The 16,487-nt window shown below is 48.1% G+C and carries 15 protein-coding genes; 6 read left to right on the top strand and 9 right to left on the bottom strand.

Annotated features, from left to right (window positions below; all coding sequences use genetic code 11):
- The first annotated feature begins 10 nt into the window (after nucleotides 1-10).
- Nucleotides 11-1,387 (top strand): magnesium transporter, encoded by a 1,377-nt coding sequence (gene mgtE / locus QFZ51_RS10030; protein ID WP_429045501.1) that lies wholly within the window; start codon nucleotides 11-13, stop codon nucleotides 1,385-1,387.
- A gap of 36 nt (nucleotides 1,388-1,423) precedes the next feature.
- Here mgtE and QFZ51_RS10025 read toward each other — a convergent pair whose 3' ends face one another.
- Complete coding sequence (locus QFZ51_RS10025; RefSeq protein WP_429045499.1) at nucleotides 1,424-1,954, bottom strand: histidine phosphatase family protein; 531 nt, start codon at nucleotides 1,952-1,954, stop codon at nucleotides 1,424-1,426.
- A 102-nt stretch (nucleotides 1,955-2,056) separates the two neighbouring features.
- On the opposite strand from QFZ51_RS10025, the gene QFZ51_RS10020 reads away from it, so the two are divergent.
- The 5 genes from QFZ51_RS10020 (at nucleotide 2,057) to QFZ51_RS10000 (ending at nucleotide 9,383) form a co-directional block, all read left to right on the top strand.
- Nucleotides 2,057-4,429 carry a prolyl oligopeptidase family serine peptidase gene (locus QFZ51_RS10020; protein ID WP_429045497.1) on the top strand — a complete coding sequence of 791 codons (2,373 nt, stop codon included), beginning with the start codon at nucleotides 2,057-2,059 and terminating at the stop codon, nucleotides 4,427-4,429.
- Between the two features lie 265 nt (nucleotides 4,430-4,694).
- Nucleotides 4,695-6,530, top strand: coding sequence for a glutamine--fructose-6-phosphate transaminase (isomerizing) (gene glmS / locus QFZ51_RS10015; protein WP_429045496.1), 1,836 nt, complete (start codon nucleotides 4,695-4,697; stop codon nucleotides 6,528-6,530).
- A gap of 90 nt (nucleotides 6,531-6,620) precedes the next feature.
- Nucleotides 6,621-8,366, top strand: a complete 1,746-nt coding sequence (locus QFZ51_RS10010) for a DUF4954 family protein (RefSeq protein WP_429045494.1) — start codon at nucleotides 6,621-6,623, stop codon at nucleotides 8,364-8,366.
- Nucleotides 8,293-8,823, top strand: coding sequence for a hypothetical protein (locus QFZ51_RS10005; RefSeq protein WP_429045493.1), 531 nt, complete (start codon nucleotides 8,293-8,295; stop codon nucleotides 8,821-8,823). Before QFZ51_RS10010 ends, QFZ51_RS10005 begins: the two co-directional genes overlap by 74 nt.
- The gene (locus QFZ51_RS10000; RefSeq protein WP_429045491.1) at nucleotides 8,811-9,383 is read left to right on the top strand and encodes a DNA-3-methyladenine glycosylase I; all 573 of its coding nucleotides are present in this window, start codon (nucleotides 8,811-8,813) and stop codon (nucleotides 9,381-9,383) included. Before QFZ51_RS10005 ends, QFZ51_RS10000 begins: the two co-directional genes overlap by 13 nt.
- Before the next feature lie 224 nt (nucleotides 9,384-9,607).
- Here QFZ51_RS10000 and QFZ51_RS09995 read toward each other — a convergent pair whose 3' ends face one another.
- The 8 genes from QFZ51_RS09995 to QFZ51_RS09960 all read right to left on the bottom strand — a co-directional run bounded on the left by QFZ51_RS09995 (nucleotide 9,608) and on the right by QFZ51_RS09960 (nucleotide 16,427).
- Nucleotides 9,608-10,657, bottom strand: coding sequence for a cytochrome-c peroxidase (locus tag QFZ51_RS09995; RefSeq protein WP_429045489.1), 1,050 nt, complete (start codon nucleotides 10,655-10,657; stop codon nucleotides 9,608-9,610).
- Between the two features lie 7 nt (nucleotides 10,658-10,664).
- A complete protein-coding gene (locus tag QFZ51_RS09990) occupies nucleotides 10,665-11,420 on the bottom strand; it encodes an MbnP family protein (protein ID WP_429045487.1) in 756 nt (251 codons plus the stop codon).
- Nucleotides 11,421-11,488: 68 nt separating this feature from the next.
- On the bottom strand, nucleotides 11,489-12,727 hold the full coding sequence (locus tag QFZ51_RS09985) for a sugar MFS transporter (protein ID WP_429045485.1): 1,239 nt from the start codon (nucleotides 12,725-12,727) through the stop codon (nucleotides 11,489-11,491).
- Nucleotides 12,728-12,787: 60 nt separating this feature from the next.
- A complete protein-coding gene (locus QFZ51_RS09980; protein WP_429045483.1) occupies nucleotides 12,788-13,570 on the bottom strand; it encodes an SDR family oxidoreductase in 783 nt (260 codons plus the stop codon).
- 20 nt (nucleotides 13,571-13,590) lie between these two features.
- Nucleotides 13,591-14,418, bottom strand: a complete 828-nt coding sequence (locus QFZ51_RS09975) for an amidohydrolase family protein (protein ID WP_429045481.1) — start codon at nucleotides 14,416-14,418, stop codon at nucleotides 13,591-13,593.
- Nucleotides 14,419-14,469: 51 nt separating this feature from the next.
- Nucleotides 14,470-14,799, bottom strand: coding sequence for an L-rhamnose mutarotase (locus tag QFZ51_RS09970; RefSeq protein WP_370909761.1), 330 nt, complete (start codon nucleotides 14,797-14,799; stop codon nucleotides 14,470-14,472).
- A gap of 5 nt (nucleotides 14,800-14,804) precedes the next feature.
- Nucleotides 14,805-15,656 (bottom strand): fumarylacetoacetate hydrolase family protein, encoded by an 852-nt coding sequence (locus QFZ51_RS09965; RefSeq protein WP_370909760.1) that lies wholly within the window; start codon nucleotides 15,654-15,656, stop codon nucleotides 14,805-14,807.
- Between the two features lie 24 nt (nucleotides 15,657-15,680).
- Nucleotides 15,681-16,427, bottom strand: a complete 747-nt coding sequence (locus QFZ51_RS09960; protein WP_429045479.1) for a hypothetical protein — start codon at nucleotides 16,425-16,427, stop codon at nucleotides 15,681-15,683.
- Nucleotides 16,428-16,487 lie beyond the last annotated feature (60 nt).

Raw genomic sequence — 16,487 nt, 5'->3', positions numbered from 1 at the left:
AGGCAATTGTATGGAAAATGAAGCTTTACTGGAAAAATTCCAGACACTGACAAAAGAAAGAAATTACCGCGAACTGTCAGTATACCTGGACGACCAGCTGATTACGGATATAGCCGAATTGATTCACGAGGTCCCCGAAGATGCCGGAATAATCATCAATCACCTGTCGATCGGCAGAGCGGCAGCGGCTTTCCGTATCCTGGACTTTCCTTTACAGGAAGATGTGATACGTACTTTATCGCCCGCAAAAATAGCAGAGCTCATGAACGAGCTGCCAGCGGATGACCGTACCGCCTTCCTGGAAGAGCTTCCCAGCGAAGCGGTAAAAGAGCTGATCAAACTGCTGGACCCCGAAGAACGGCGCATCACCCTTTCCCTCCTGGGTTACAAGGAGAACAGTGTGGGCCGTATCATGACGCCCGATTACATTGCTGTTAGAGAAGAATGGACCGTGAAGGAAGTGCTGGATTATATCCGCGAGCATGGAAAGGACAGTGAAACCATCGACGTAATTTATGTAATCGACGAAAAAGGGCAGCTGCTGGACGACTTCCGGATACGTGAGTTCCTGCTCGTATCACCGGAAACGGTGGTGCATACCCTCATGGACGACCGCTTTGTATCGCTCCATGCCAACGACGACCAGGAAGAGGCCATCCAGGTTTTCCGGATGGAAAACAGGGTAGCCTTGCCCGTGGCAGACGACCAGGGCATCCTGCTCGGCATTGTGACCATCGATGATATGTTGTGGATCGCCAACGAAGAACATACTGAAGATATCCAGAAGATTGGTGGTACCGAAGCCCTGGACGAGCCTTACCTCGATATGCCCCTGCTCAAACTGGTGAAGAAGCGGGTTGGCTGGCTGGTAGTATTGTTTATCGGTGAAATGCTGACCGCCACCGCCATGGGATTTTTTGAAGATGAAATTGCGAAGGCGGTTGTACTGGCGCTATTTGTACCGCTCATCATTTCCAGTGGCGGTAACAGTGGCTCACAGGCTTCCACGCTTATTATACAGGCAATGGCGCTGGGCGAAATCAGCGTGAGCGACTGGTGGCGCGTGATGCGCCGGGAAATCCTTTCCGGCCTGCTGCTGGGCGGCGCACTCGGCGCCATCGGCTTCCTGCGTATCCTGCTCTGGAATACCCTGTTCAATACTTACGGCGCACACACCGTGCTGATAGGCGCTACAGTAGGCATTTCCCTGGTAGGCGTAGTATTGTGGGGAACCCTCTCCGGTTCTATGCTGCCGCTGGTACTGAAGAAATGCGGCGCGGATCCTGCTACCTCCTCGGCACCTTTCGTGGCTACCCTGGTGGATGTAACCGGGTTGCTGATTTACTTTACAGTAGCCTATACCCTCATGAAAGGCATCTTGCTGTAATGCGCAACTATAGCGGGGGAAAAGGCTTTTCCTCCGCTAATAACAGATCTCTTTAAGCACCGTTCCTTCTCTTGTTTTCCGCACTATAAACAACCGGTCGTATTCATTTTCTCCTATAGAATCCGTATGTGGCCTAGCTTTCAGGCTATGCAAGATAGGGATCAGGGTATTGGAATGCCCTATCACCAGCAGGCGCTTTCCCCAGTCCTGGTGCCGGGTAACCTGGTAAATAAAAGATTCCCCGCTGGTATCTGCGGCATAAAAACAAGTATCGATGTGCAGGTGGATGCGCAAACTATCGGCCGTGGCAACCGCTCTTTTATAAGGCGTAAAGTAAATTTTATTCAGGCCCGAATCCTTCAGCAGCCGGTATAATGCGCCTGCCCTTTCCTGGCCTGCCAGGGTTAAAGTGGAATCCGGACCCGGGTTTCTTTCTGCATGCCTGATCACATAAAAAGTGCCTGTTAAAAAGGTACTGTCTTCAGATACCGGTACCGGTTGGCGGACGGGCTGCTTCGGCTTACAAGCGGTAAAGATCAGGAGGGAAAGAAGTATTGATATGCGCATAGCGTGGATTTAAAGCAGATGACCGCATTACGTCCATCCAAAACTTACGGCAATTTATGATTAAACCGTTACATTTATTCCCCAACAAAATAATGAACCGCTATGAGAAAATGGGTTATACCCGCCATTATTTTTTTATCAGCCAATCGCATCAGTGCCCAACAGGCAATGCCGCTCACGGTAGAAAAGATCATGCGCGATCCCAAATGGATAGGAACTTCTCCTGATAACGTTTTCTGGGGTGCCGACAACCAGACCGTTTATTTCAGCTGGAATCCCGGCAAGCAACTGAGCGACTCCCTTTACTATGCCGGTGTTAAAAACAATACGCCCCGGATTACGGCCGCAGGTGAGCGCTCCCTTATTAACGCCAAAGCTGCCGGTACCTGGAATGCAGATAAATCGCTACTGGCTTATTCCTATGAAGGGGATATTTATTTACTGGAGATAAAAAGCGGGAAAACCACCCGCATCACCAATACCAAAGCCGTGGAGTTTAACCCCGCATTCAGTTTCGGCGGTAAACAGGTGGTGTTTCAGCAAAACCGCGATCTCTATGGCTGGGACAAAGCGTCCGGGTTAATCAGTCAGCTTACCAGCTTTGAAGCAGGCAGCAAGCCGGCCGAAAACGATGAGCGTAAAACCGGCAACGCAGAAGAAAAGTTCCTCAAAGCACAGCAAGAGGAACTGTTGCAGGTGATCCGTGATAAAAAAACAAAGAAAGACGCCGCCGAAGCTTTTGATAAAGCATACGACCCCAAACCACTACGGTCCCTGTACCTGCAAAACAAAAGATTAAGAGATCTGCAGATCAGTCCCGACGGGCGCTTCGTTACCTATAGCCTTTTCACCGCACCCACTGATGCCCGCAATACCATCGTTCCCGAATTTGTAACCGCCACCGGTTTCACCACCGATATTGCGGCCCGCGATAAAGTAGGCGCGCCGCAAGGCAGCTTCGAAAGCTTTGTATACGACCGGCAGCGTGATACGGTGCTCCCCATCAAAACCACTGATCTCCCCGGCATCAAAGACCAGCCCGATTACGTAAAGGACTACACGAAAAAGGATACGCCCAAAGTAAGGGAAGTAATTGTGAACGGTCCTTACTGGTCGGAACAAGGCACACATGCCATTGCCGACATCCGCTCACAGGATAATAAAGACCGCTGGATTGTACTCCTCAACGCTGAAAACGGTACCGTGAAAACACTGAACCGCCAGCGCGACGAAGCCTGGATAGGCGGCCCCGGCATTGGCTGGAGCATGGGTGGCAGCAATATCGGCTGGATAAATGAAAACACCTGCTGGTTCCAGTCGGAAGCCACCGGTTATTCACATCTGTATACCGCCAATGTAAACGATGGTAGCACTAAAGCCCTCACCAGCGGCAACTATGAAGTACAGGAGGCACAATTATCTCCCGATAAAAAATACTTTTATATTATCACCAATGAAGTACACCCCGGTGAAAAACAATTTTACCGTATAGGCGTTGCCGGTGGAAAGGCCGAAAGGATCACTACCCTGCCCGGCGCCAATGAAGTAACTGTTTCTCCGGATGGAAAATGGATTGCGTTCCGTTACTCCTATTCCAACAAACCCTGGGAATTGTATGTGCAGCCAAACACACCGGGCGCAAAAGCAGTACAGGTCACCAACCTGGCGCAGACCGATGAATTTAAATCATATCACTGGCGCGATCCGCAGGTAATAACGATTACCGCGCGGGATAACCAGCCCGTGTATGCCCGCTTATACACCCCGGACCCTGCAAAAAATAATGGCGCGGCAGTGATTTTCGTACATGGCGCAGGCTACCTGCAAAATGCACATAAATGGTGGAGCTCCTATTTCAGGGAATACATGTTCCATAACCTGCTCACCGATAAAGGCTATACCGTACTGGACATGGATTACCGTGGCAGTGCCGGCTACGGCCGCAACTGGCGTACAGGCATTTACCGCTATATGGGCGGCAAGGATCTGGACGATGAAGTGGACGGCGCAAAATATCTGGCAGAAAAATTGCAGGTGGACGCCCATCGTATCGGTATCTACGGAGGCAGTTACGGCGGCTTTATGACGCTGATGGCCCTGTTCACCCAGCCAGATGTGTTTGCATCCGGCGCTGCGCTGAGGTCTGTAACGGACTGGGCGCATTATAATCATGGCTACACCAGCAATATACTGAATGAACCATTCACTGACAGTATTGCTTACCGCAGGTCTTCCCCCATCTACTTTGCAGATGGGCTGAAAGGCAAACTGCTGATGTGTCATGGCATGGTGGATACCAATGTGCATTTCCAGGATATCGTGCGGCTGTCGCAGCGACTGATTGAATTAGGGAAGAATAACTGGGAGCTGGCCGTGTATCCCGTGGAAGACCACGGATTTACTACGCCCAGCAGCTGGACAGATGAATATAAAAGAATACTTTTGCTCTTCGAGAGTACGCTCTTGAAGAGATGATTGCATTTTAAATTTTTTTATTTAGTTCCGTCGATATAAAAAAATTACAAAAGGGGGATACAGTGAATGATGCAGGCTAATGTTAAGGAATCTTAATATTCGCAAGGATCGTTCCCGGTATTCCCTTTTTCATTTTACATTAGGACCGTTGTAAAATGCATGCTGACCATATCTTTACTTAAACAATATTCACATTTTCTGATGTGATCTTAACATTTTAATGCGATATTGCAATGATAAAACCTAGCACAAATCCAAAAACCTTATGTGTGGAATCGTAGCTTACATCGGGCAGAGAGAAGCCTACCCGGTAGTATTAAAAGGCCTCAAAAGACTGGAATACCGCGGATACGACAGCGCGGGAGTAGCCCTGATCAATAACGGGTTACAGGTATACAAGAAAAAAGATAAAGTTGCCGCCCTCGAAGCATTCGTGGAAGGAAAAGATCTCCGGAGTCATATTGCCATCGGGCATACCCGCTGGGCAACACACGGAGAACCCTGCGACCGCAATGCGCACCCGCATTTATCCGGCGACGGTAAACTGGCCATGATCCACAATGGCATCATTGAAAACTATGTACAGCTGAAACAGGAGCTCATTAACCAGGGGCATGTTTTTCATAGTGATACCGATACCGAAGTACTCCTTCATTTTATTGAGGAAATCAAAAAACAAAACCAGTGTTCACTGGAAGAAGCCCTGCGCATCGCTTTAAAAAGAGTGGTAGGCGCTTATGTGATTGTACTCATTGATGAAGAAAATCCGGATACCCTCATCGCCGCCCGCAAGGGAAGCCCGCTGGTAATAGGCGTTGGCAAGGGCGAACACTTCCTGGCTTCTGATGCATCTCCCATCATTGAATACACGAAAGAAGTAGTGTATGTAAATGATTATGAAATTGCCATCATCAAAGCAGATGAACTGATCCTGAAAAACATTTCCAATGAAAGGCAAACGCCTTACATCCAGAAACTGGATATCGAACTGGCCGCCATTGAAAAGGGAGGCTATGATCATTTCATGCTGAAGGAAATCTTTGAACAGCCGCAAACGATCTTCGATAGCTTACGTGGCCGTTTAGACGCGAAAAAAGGCACCCTCACCATGGGTGGTATGCGCGAATATGCGGATGTGCTGAGCAATGCCAAACGTATCATCATCGTAGCCTGCGGTACCTCCTGGCACGCAGGGCTGGTAGCCGAATACATGATTGAAGAATTATGCCGCATCCCGGTGGAAGTGGAATACGCTTCCGAGTTCCGCTACCGCAACCCGGTGGTAGGTCCCGGTGATGTCATCATTGCCGTATCGCAATCCGGCGAAACAGCCGATACCCTCGTAGCCATTGAAAGCGCTAAAGAAAAAGGCGCTATCATTCTCGGCGTTTGCAACGTGGTAGGTTCTTCTATTGCACGCTTATCTCACGCCGGCGCCTATACGCATGCCGGTCCTGAAATTGGCGTGGCCAGCACCAAAGCCTTTACTGCCCAGCTGGCAGTGCTTTGCCTGGTAGGCTTAAAACTGGCGGCCGATAAAGGCACCATCACCCCGCAAAGGTTCCAGCACCTGCTGGATGAACTGGAGCAGGTTCCTGAAAAAGTAGCAACGGCCCTGAAACTGGATAACCAGATCAAACAGGTAGCCGCCAAATATAAAGACGCACGTGATTTTCTCTACCTGGGCCGCGGATACAACTTCCCGGTAGCCCTGGAAGGAGCGCTCAAACTGAAAGAAATTTCCTACATCCACGCGGAAGGCTATCCTGCTGCGGAAATGAAACACGGTCCCATTGCACTGGTAGATGAAAACCTGCCGGTAGTAATTGTAGCCACGAAAGACAGCTACTACGAAAAAGTAGTGTCTAACATTCAGGAAATTAAAGCCCGTAAAGGTAAAGTGATCGCAGTAGTAACAGAAGGCGACAACACCATTCCTCCCATGGCGGATGATGTAATTTTTGTGCCTGCGGCAGATGAAATGGTAGCCCCTATCATTTCTGTAGTACCGTTACAACTGCTCGCTTATCATATAGGCGTGCTCAAAGGTCTGGACGTTGATAAACCCCGGAACCTTGCGAAATCAGTTACAGTAGAATAAAGACAATGGAGATACTCATCTGGTTATTTTATTATCTGCACGCATAATAAAATAACCAGATAGTCATTTCTCCTCAAATGATGTATCCTCATGAATAATATCCAAAAAAGACCCCTTTCCGATCTGGGGTATAATTTCATTGAAACCACGTTACCGAAAGGCAAAGACGAATATTATCTCCGTAATGAACAATGGAGCAGGCAGGACCAGTACAGGAAATTAACAGCATACGAAATAGAATCGCTGGTACGTAATGATAACACCTCCGACGACTGGAATATTATTTTTGTTTCCAACGAATTTGATCCGCAACTGGTACAGCACTGCCACTTTTTCGGGATGGTACGTATCGGGAAACTGGAACCCTACTACCTGGAGTTCCATAACCTTCGGATGCCGGTGGGATTGTACAACAGTACCATCTGCGCCTGCGACTTCGGCGACAATGTAGTGGTACACAACGTAAATTATTTATCGCATTATATCCTCGGCAACGAGGTAATTGTAGCCAACGTAAACGAAATGGCTACTACCGATTATGCTAAGTTCGGAAACGGTATCCTGAAAGAAGGCGAAAACGAAAACGGCCGCATCTGGATGGAACTGTGCAATGAAAACGGCGGCAGAAGCGTAATGCCCTTTGATGGTATGCTCCCCGGAGATGCTTACCTGTGGACACGCTACCGCGATGATGAACAACTGCAGCAGCAATTCAAATCGTTCACAGAAAAACAATTCGATAAAAAGCGTGGCTACTACGGTATGGTTGGCGATCGTACAGTGATCAAAAACTGTAAGATGATCAAAGATGTTACCATTGGTACGGACGCATACCTGAAAGGCGCCAACAAATTGAAAAACCTTACCATCAACAGCAGCAGCGAAGCTTCTTCACAAATAGGAGAAGGCTGCGAAATGGTAAACGGTATCATCGGCTACGGCTGCCGCGTATTCTACGGCGTGAAGGCCGTTCGTTTTGTAATGGCCTCGCACTCGCAGTTGAAATACGGCGCCAGGCTGATCAACTCCTATCTCGGCAACAACGCCACTATCTCCTGCTGCGAAGTATTGAACTCACTCATCTTCCCGGCACATGAACAACACCATAACAACTCGTTCCTGTGTGCAGCGCTGATCATGGGTCAAAGCAACATGGCGGCAGGCGCCACTATCGGCTCCAATCACAACTCACGCGGCGCTGATGGTGAAATCATTGCCGGCAGAGGATTCTGGCCAGGCCTGTGCGTAAGCCTGAAACATAATTCCCGCTTCGCCAGCTTCACCCTTATTTCCAAAGGCAACTATATGTCGGAGCTGAATATCTCCATTCCATTCAGCCTGGTGGTAAATGATGAACATGAAAACCGCCTGAAAATAATGCCCGGCTACTGGTTCCTCTACAACATGTACGCCATTGCCAGGAACTCCTGGAAATATGTTGACCGCGACAAACGCACCGATAAACAACAACTCATTGAATACGATTACCTGGCGCCCGATTCTGTAGAGGAAATATTCCAGGCGCTGGCGATCATGGAAACCGCCACCGGGAAAGCATGGTACGCCCTGCCGGAAAATGCCTCCAAAAAAGAACTAACGGAAAAGGACCTCCGTAAAAAAGGAAAGGACCTGTTAAAAAATAGTCCGGAAGAAGTAGCCAAGCTCACCATTCTCTCCAAAGGATTTGAAAACAGCTCGCGTGAAGTAGAACTGCTGAAAGTACACAAAGCTTACCCACTGTTCGTGGAAATGATAGTACTGTATGCTGTTAAAAATATTCTCGCCGCAGAAAAACCATCATTCCCTGGCTTTACAGGCAGCAGTGAGCACCGCTAAACGCGGCGACTGGCAAAACATCGGCGGACAACTGATGAAAGCGGAAACAGTAGCTACGCTCAAAACAAAGATCCGGAAAAACAAGATCAGCAGCTGGCCGCAACTGCACACGGCCTATGAAGAAATAGGCAATGAATATGCAGCCGACAAATTACAACATGCCGTAGCCTGCCTGCTGGAAATAAAAGACAGCTCCCTGAAAAATATGACCACCGCCGATCTCGCGCAATGGATGAACGATTCTGTTGGAACGATGGAGTGGATCACCGCACAAATTAAACGCTCCAGGGAGAAGGACTACAAAAATCCGTTCCGCCAGCTCGCCTATGAAAGTGAAAAAGAAATGAATGCAGTAGTTGGCAGCCTGGAAGATAATAGTTTCATTAAACAAACTGCTGAAGACCTGGAAAAGTATAAATTGCAGGTAAACAAAACCATCAGCGAATGGGAGCTATAAAAAAAGTAAGATGCCACTGGTCGGAGAAAGATAAGCTTTACCAGGACTACCACGACGAAGAATGGGGCACGCCCAGTCATGACGATAAACATCTCTTTGAAATGTTATGCCTGGAAGGTGCGCAGGCTGGCCTCAGCTGGTATACCGTACTTACCAAAAGAGAAAATTACCGTAAAGCCTTTGATAACTGGGACGCTAAAAAAATAGCGAAATACGACGAGAAAAAAGTGGAAGAACTGATGCAAAACGAAGGCATCATCCGCAACCGTCTGAAAATAAAATCTGTGATCGGCAACGCAAAAGCCTACCTCGCAGTTCAAAAGGAATTCGGCAGCTTTGACAAATACATCTGGTCATTTGTCAACCACAAACCCATCGTTAATCACTACCGCAAAGGCATGGCCGGCGTTCCCGCCAAAACAGCCATTTCCGACGCCATGAGCAAGGACCTGCTGAAACGGGGGTTCAAATTCGTGGGCTCCACCATCTGCTACGCCTACATGCAGGCCACCGGCATGGTAGACGACCACATGGAGGAGTGCTGGAAGAAGCGCGGGTAATGCGGATTTTGTCTTGCTCAGGATTACGCTGATTATACTGATTACCGGGATTTTTACTTTCTTGATTTTATAAAGGATTAAGGGAGATAGCAGCGGAGATATTCGCTTTTATCTCCCTTACTTATTATTAAAAAAATCAAAGAAATCCAAAAAATCCAAAAGTAAAAATCCCGGTAATCAGTATAATCAGCGTAATCCTGAGCAAGACAAAACTCGCGGCGGTCCTACTCGATCCGTACCTCACTTAGCGAAGCATTGCCGAGAAAGGAGTAGTCCGTGAGCGTGTTCAGAAAGAAATACAGCTGCCGCTTTTCCTGGTCCGACAACGGGATGCCCTGCTTCACCAGCGGATCGGTGGTGGGAGTGACCTTTACACCATGGTCATAGAAGTCAAAAACCTGGAAAATATCGAAGAACCGCCCATCGTGCATATAAGGGGCGCTTTTGAGAATATTGCGCAGGGAAGGCACCTTAAAACGAAGATTGTCGTCTGTGCTTCCAGTGATCTTCATCCGGCCGATGTCATTCAATGCCGGTAAATAAGGCAGGCCATTACTGCGGTAGGTGAGATCTGTGAACAATGGTTCCTTATGACAGGCCGCGCACTTCTCCTGGAAAACGGTGTATCCTGCGTTTTCTTCAGCAGTGAAGGCAACGCCGGGGACTTTGAGCATTACGCTGTCGTATTTGGAACCGGCCGATACCATGGTGGCAATAAACTGCGTGAAGGCTTTGAACATGCGTTCACTCGTGATTTCTTCCGTACCAAAAGCAGCTTTGAACATACTCCTGTATTCGGAGTCTGTCTGCATTTTTTGTATCAGCACCTTCAGGTCTACCGCCATTTCGTTGTGGTCTGTTAAGGGGGTGAGTGCCTGTATTTCGAGATGATTCACACCGCCATCCCACATAAACGCTTTTTGCCAGATCATGTTGAACAGTACCGGTACAGAGCGGATACCCTGCTGCCCGGCCACGCCATGCGCCAATGCGTGGTCAAAATGGCCGAAAGCCGCAAACTGCTGGTGGCAAAAACCACAGGACACGGTGCTGTCCTGCGACAGGCGGTAATCATAAAACATAAACCGGCCCAATGCCACACCTGGTTTGGTGAGCGGGTTACGGGTGAAGTCGTATACCGGCCGCGGAAAATGCGCGGGCAGCTGCAGTAAAAAAGGCTCCGGCCCTTTTACCGCGCGCTTCTTGGTACCCGCCTGCACCAGCGCCAGCAAAAGGCAAAACGCCCCAATGATGTATATGACCTTATGATTCACGCAGCGGCTAATTGGAAATACCTGTTATGTTAAACATATGCTGATAATTGCCGGCTACCTGTCTTGCTTTTACGCCCGGCGCCATGATCACGGTTATCTTTTTAAAACTTACGGTATCCGGTAAAAACCACCTTTCCACATCGGCAGTAAGATTAATACGGGGTTGTTTACCTGCTGCAATTGTTACCGGCTGCGGAAGCGGCAGCGTCACATTTTTCAGTACACCATCTTTTGTTTTATAACCGCCGCAATGAAATAAAAATTCCTGCATAGGCGTGTTAACCGCAGCAGAATGACCTTCTATCTGCGCCATAATATAACCGCTGTTCCACGTCCAGAACATGCCGGATTCTACAGCCAGCGCGCCGGATTGCACCCCGCTCACATTACGGATACTATCTACCCCGATCAGGAAACGGATACTCTTATATTCGCCGGCAGGAATGCTATCCAGCAGGATATTTTTTGAACTGTCGATCGCATCATCTACCAGAAAATAAGCCGGTGGTAAAGTAACCATGTTGCCATTGACGGCTTCCAGTGAAAAGTTGCTGAGGAAATAACGGAAACGGCTGATGGTAAAAGCCTCTCCGGAAGCATTGGTGTAAGTGATCTCTTTCCTTACCAGTGGCTGCTGCCCCATCAGGTGGGTGAAAGACAATTGCAGGGAAGGCACAGGCCCGGGATCAGCAGGCACCCCGGCAAACAACGTGGTTACAACCAGGAACCAGCAAGCATAGGAAGCAAAAATCCGCAAAATCATGGTATCCTCTTTTGTTAAAGAAAGTTACAATGATTTTGCGGATTAAATATTAAAAAGAAATCTGCTGATTAAACTCTTTTATATCCTTTCCAGCCGTACAAAAACACAACAACAAAGCAGAAAGTAGGAATGCCGTAAGAAATAGCCAGCGACTGCCATTCCGTTACAATCCCCATCAGGTAAGGAACGGAAGCACCACCTACGATAGACATTACCTGGAAAGAAGCGCCGCGTTTGGTATGTACACCCAGGTCTTTTACGCCCAATGCAAAAATGGTAGGGAACATAATAGACATGAAGAAGAAGATAGCGATAAGCGCGTATACAGAAGGAGCCCCGTTACCAGTCATTACAAAAGCGCAGAGTAGGACATTTATAAACGCATAAACAGCAAGCAATTGATTCGGAGCGATTTTGCGCATAAGTGCTGTGCCCACAAAGCGACCTCCTGTGAACAGTGCCATACCAATAGAGAGCAGAAGAGATGCATTTTTAGCAGAGGTGCCATGCCAGTATTCAGTTACATAGTTAATAAACAAAGCGCCCACACCTACCTGAGCCGCCACATAAAAGAATTGTGCTACCACTCCTAATACAAAATGCCGGTGAGCAAAAAGCGGGCGGGTATCCGCCATCACCTCTTCACCTTCCTGTTTTGCTTCTTCAATTTCTGGCAAGGGAGTTCTTACGAAAAAAGCTGCTATTAGCAATACTACAACAGCAATAGCAACATAAGTAATCTTTACCGTGGTGAGATCTCCTTTACCAGTGCCGAGAAATAGCCAGGCACCAATAATAGGTCCCAGGAAAGACCCCAGCCCGTTAAAACACTGTGATAAATTCAACCGTTGCTCGGAAGTAGCTTTATCTCCCAACACGGTTACATATGGATTGGCAGCCGTTTCCAGGCAGGCCAATCCGCAAGCAAGTATAAACAATGCCAGCAGGAAGAAATCAAAATTGAGTGCGTTGGCCGCTGGATAAAAAAGAAATGCACCGGTAGCATACAACAGCAAACCCAGTATGATCCCCTTCTTGTAGCCAAATTTGTTCATAAACATTCCCGCAGGAAATGCCATGAGGAAATAAGCGCCGAAATAAGCGCCCTGTAATAAAGTAGAACGTTTCGTAGTAATGCTCAATACTTCCTGGAAATGTTTATTTAATACATCCAGCAGCCCGTATGCCAGTCCCCATAGGAAGAACAGGCTGGTAACCAGGATCAGCGGGAACAGGTAGCTGCCAGGCTTTGCGCCTGTATCTTTACTGGTGGTATAGGTGGAATTACTTACTGCGCCTCCGGCCATAACGAAGAATTTAATGTTTCAGGTGATTAAATGTTGATAACGTGTGTTGGCTCTTTATCCTTAGCTGATAGATCTGTCGAGATGCGTGTAACCACCATCTACGTATACGATTTGTCCGGTTGTATGAGATGAACGTGGCGACAGCAGGAATACGGTGCTGTTGGCGATTTCTGTTGAAGTGGTCATCCTTTTTTCAAATGGAATGTTAGCCGTGATAGACGCCAGTTTTTCTTTTGGATTGGGCAACGAATTAATCCAGGTTTCATACAGCGGCGTCCATACTTCAGCTGGGATAACCGTGTTTACACGGATGGAGTATGGCAGCAATTCCACTGCCCACTCGCGGGTGAGCGCGTTGATTGCGCCTTTGGAGGCAGCATAACCACTGGTGTTCCCCTGGCCGGTATCGGCTACTTTAGATCCGATGTTCACAATATTTCCTTTGGTGACCTTCAGGTACGGCAATGCAAAATGCGCCAGGTTGTAGTAGTGTGATAAATTATTTTGCAGCGACTGCGTAAACCGCTCGGGGCTGCCATTTTCCAGTCCTACGCCATCATTGGCGCCGGCATTGTTTACCAGGCCGTCTATTCTGCCATACTTTGCTATCGTTTCAGAGATCACTTTTTTACAATCTTCCACTTTACCCAGTTCTGCGGTAACGGCGATCGCCTTACCACCCACCGCGATAATTTCGTTTACGGTTTTTTCATTATCGGCAGTACTGCGGCCGGCAATCACGGTAATACCACCTTCTGCTGCTATCAGTTTTGCGATAGCTTCCCCGATTCCTTTTGCACCACCGGTAACGATAATCACTTTCTCCTGTAATCCTAAATCCATAGTATGTATGATATTATTTTTTATAGATGATAAAATGAGCGGGCATTGCCTCCCATTATCTGTTCCTGTTCACTTGTTGATAAGGTGCTGATGAAATCCGTCACGATGCCTTTCACTTCGTGGTACCTGGCGGCTACCAGGCACACGGGCCAGTCGGAGCCATACACCAGCCTGTTTGCACCAAAGGCTTCCAGCGCTACTTCCAGGAAAGGCCGGAAGTGTGCCGGCTCCCACTGCTGCCAGTCGGCTTCAGTAACCATGCCGCTTAGTTTGCAGTATACGTTTGGCGACTGTGCAATGCGGCGCATATGTGCCGCCCATGCGTCCAGTTCACCGGCTTTAATATCGGGCTTGGCCAGGTGATCAATGATCAGTGGCTGGTCAGGGAACTGCTGTACAAATTCTTCTACCGCAGGTAACTGTTTCGGATATACGAGAATATCATACGTGAACCGGTGCTTCGCCAGCGCTTTGATACCACGGCAGAAATGTTCCCCGAGAATAAACCGGTTATCCGCCTCACCCTGTACAATATGGCGAAAGCCTTTCAGCTTCGGATGTGCAGCGTACTGTTCCAGTTGTTCACTGATATTTTCAGCGCGGAGGTCTGTCCAGCCCACCACGCCTTTAATAAAATCATGCTTATCCGCCAGCGCCAGTAAAAAGGCCGTTTCATCCGGCGACTGATCCGCCTGTACCGCCACACAGCCGTGAACGCCGTTTTCAGCCAATACGGGGGCCAGGTCTTCCGGGTAAAAGTCGCGGCGGATCACTTCCATAGATTCATCGATCCATGCGTCGCGGACAGGATCGTATTGCCAGAAATGCTGATGTGCGTCAATAACCATGTAGATATTTTTTGCATACCGGTCGCCGGAAGTTCCGGCGGCCGGTATACTTTACAATGCAAAAATCTGATCCATAATCACCCACTTCTCTCCTTCCTTCGCTACCGGCAATGACTGCTGGTATTTCCACATCAGCTGTTCCCACACCTTTACCGCGGGATTGGCAGCGTCCATCGCATCTTTACGTTCAAAGGAGAAAGTATCGTCTACTTCCATGATCATAAACAGGCGGTTACCGGCACGGTAAATATCCATTACGGTAATGCCGGCGTCCGTGATACTCTTTTTTATTTCAGCGGATACGTTGCGGTGATGCGCTTCATATTCGCTGATCAATTGCGGATCATCTACCAGATCCAGCGCCAGACAATATCTTTTCATAATTCTTATTTACAGGCTACAGCAGTTTGTTTGGAAGTACCCAAACCATCAATACCCAGTTCAATCACATCCCCTGCTTTGAGGTATACCTGCGGATTCATGCCCAGGCCCACACCAGCAGGCGTACCGGTGGAAATCACATCTCCCGGGAGCAGGGTCATGAACTGGCTCAGGTAAGCCACTACATAAGCTACGTTGAATATAAAGTTGGAAGTATTGCCATCCTGCATTTTCTGACCGTTAACGGTGAGCCATAAACGAAGATTATTCACATCGGCAATTTCATCTTTGGTAGCCAGCCATGGGCCTAACGGAGCGAATGTATCGCAGCTCTTTCCTTTTACCCACTGTCCGTTTCTTTCAATCTGGAAAGCTCTTTCGCTGTAGTCGTTATGCAGGCAGTAACCCGCTACGTAGTCCATTGCGTCTTTTTCTTCCACATAAGTGGCTTTTTTGCCAATTACTACTGCCAATTCCACTTCCCAGTCGGTTTTCTGACTGTTGCGCGGAATCACCAGGTCGTCGTTTGGACCCACCAGTGCGCTGGTACTTTTAAAGAACACGATAGGTTCTGTAGGAATGGCTGCGTTGGTTTCACGCGCATGATCTGCGTAGTTAAGACCGATGCAGATAATTTTGGAAGGACGGAGGATAGGTGAGCCCAAACGTGTACCGGCAGGCACCTGCGGGCATTCTGCAGCATGTGCGCCATACCATTCTGATAAGCGCGCCAGCCCGTTGGTTTCAAAGAATTTCTCTCCAAAATCTTCACCAAAAGCACTCACGTCAAACATTCCCGCTGCGGTTGCAACACCCGGTTTTTCTTCTCCCGGTAAACCAAACCTGATCAGTTTCATATCGATATTATTTATTTATTAGTCTTACTTAATTTCTTTCAGTGTTTTAATCTGTAATCTTCCGTTTTCCACATGCAGGTCAATCACCGGTTCTGCTTTACCATCTTTTACAAAAGAGAAATACACATGATCATTTTGTCCTGTTGGCTGGATCACACCTTTACTGCCACTGGGCACGGGCATGAACATACTTTTACGGAGACCGCCAAATTCCACATACAGCTCCAGGCTGTCGGGCGAGGCATCCGGCTTGATCTCTGCAATAAAATCTGCCAGGATGTTTCCGGACTGGATACTCTTTTTATATTGCTGCAACATTTCGCCGCCGGCAGATACCTTACCAAGACCCAGCGTGCCTTCCATGTATGCCCAGATTGGCTCAGGCGGCGTGGCAGCCCATAATATTTTCATGTCTTTTTTACTGTCTACAAAAGCGTGGTAATAACGTGGCTGATGATTCGCTTTCATAACGCCGATATAACAGCTGTTGGGCTCATTCCACAACACCTTATAAAGGTCTTGTTCCGGTGCGTCTTTCAGGATTGTTTGTTCAAAAGTTTTTTCCTTTGTTCCCTCTTTCAGCTGAAATTTAATCGTGACCAGCGAAGTATCTTTTTCCTTATCAGAAAAAGTAACAGATACGGTACCACCTGGTGTGGCCGGTTTAACCGCTGTGGCGGAATCCCCGGTGGCAGTTTCCTTGTTGGTACCGGAATTACAGGCAGATAATACGGCTATTGCTATTGCCAGCCCTATTCGAAAATGTTGCATGATATAACTAAAAATTAATGAATGAATAACTTGAAAGATACGGGTAATCGTCCGCACTTT

Source organism: Chitinophaga sp. W3I9 (genome assembly GCF_050434025.1).
In the GTDB taxonomy this organism is placed as follows: domain Bacteria; phylum Bacteroidota; class Bacteroidia; order Chitinophagales; family Chitinophagaceae; genus Chitinophaga.
Note: the sequence above shows the minus strand (reverse complement) of the source record. Positions and strands in the feature narration are given on the sequence as shown.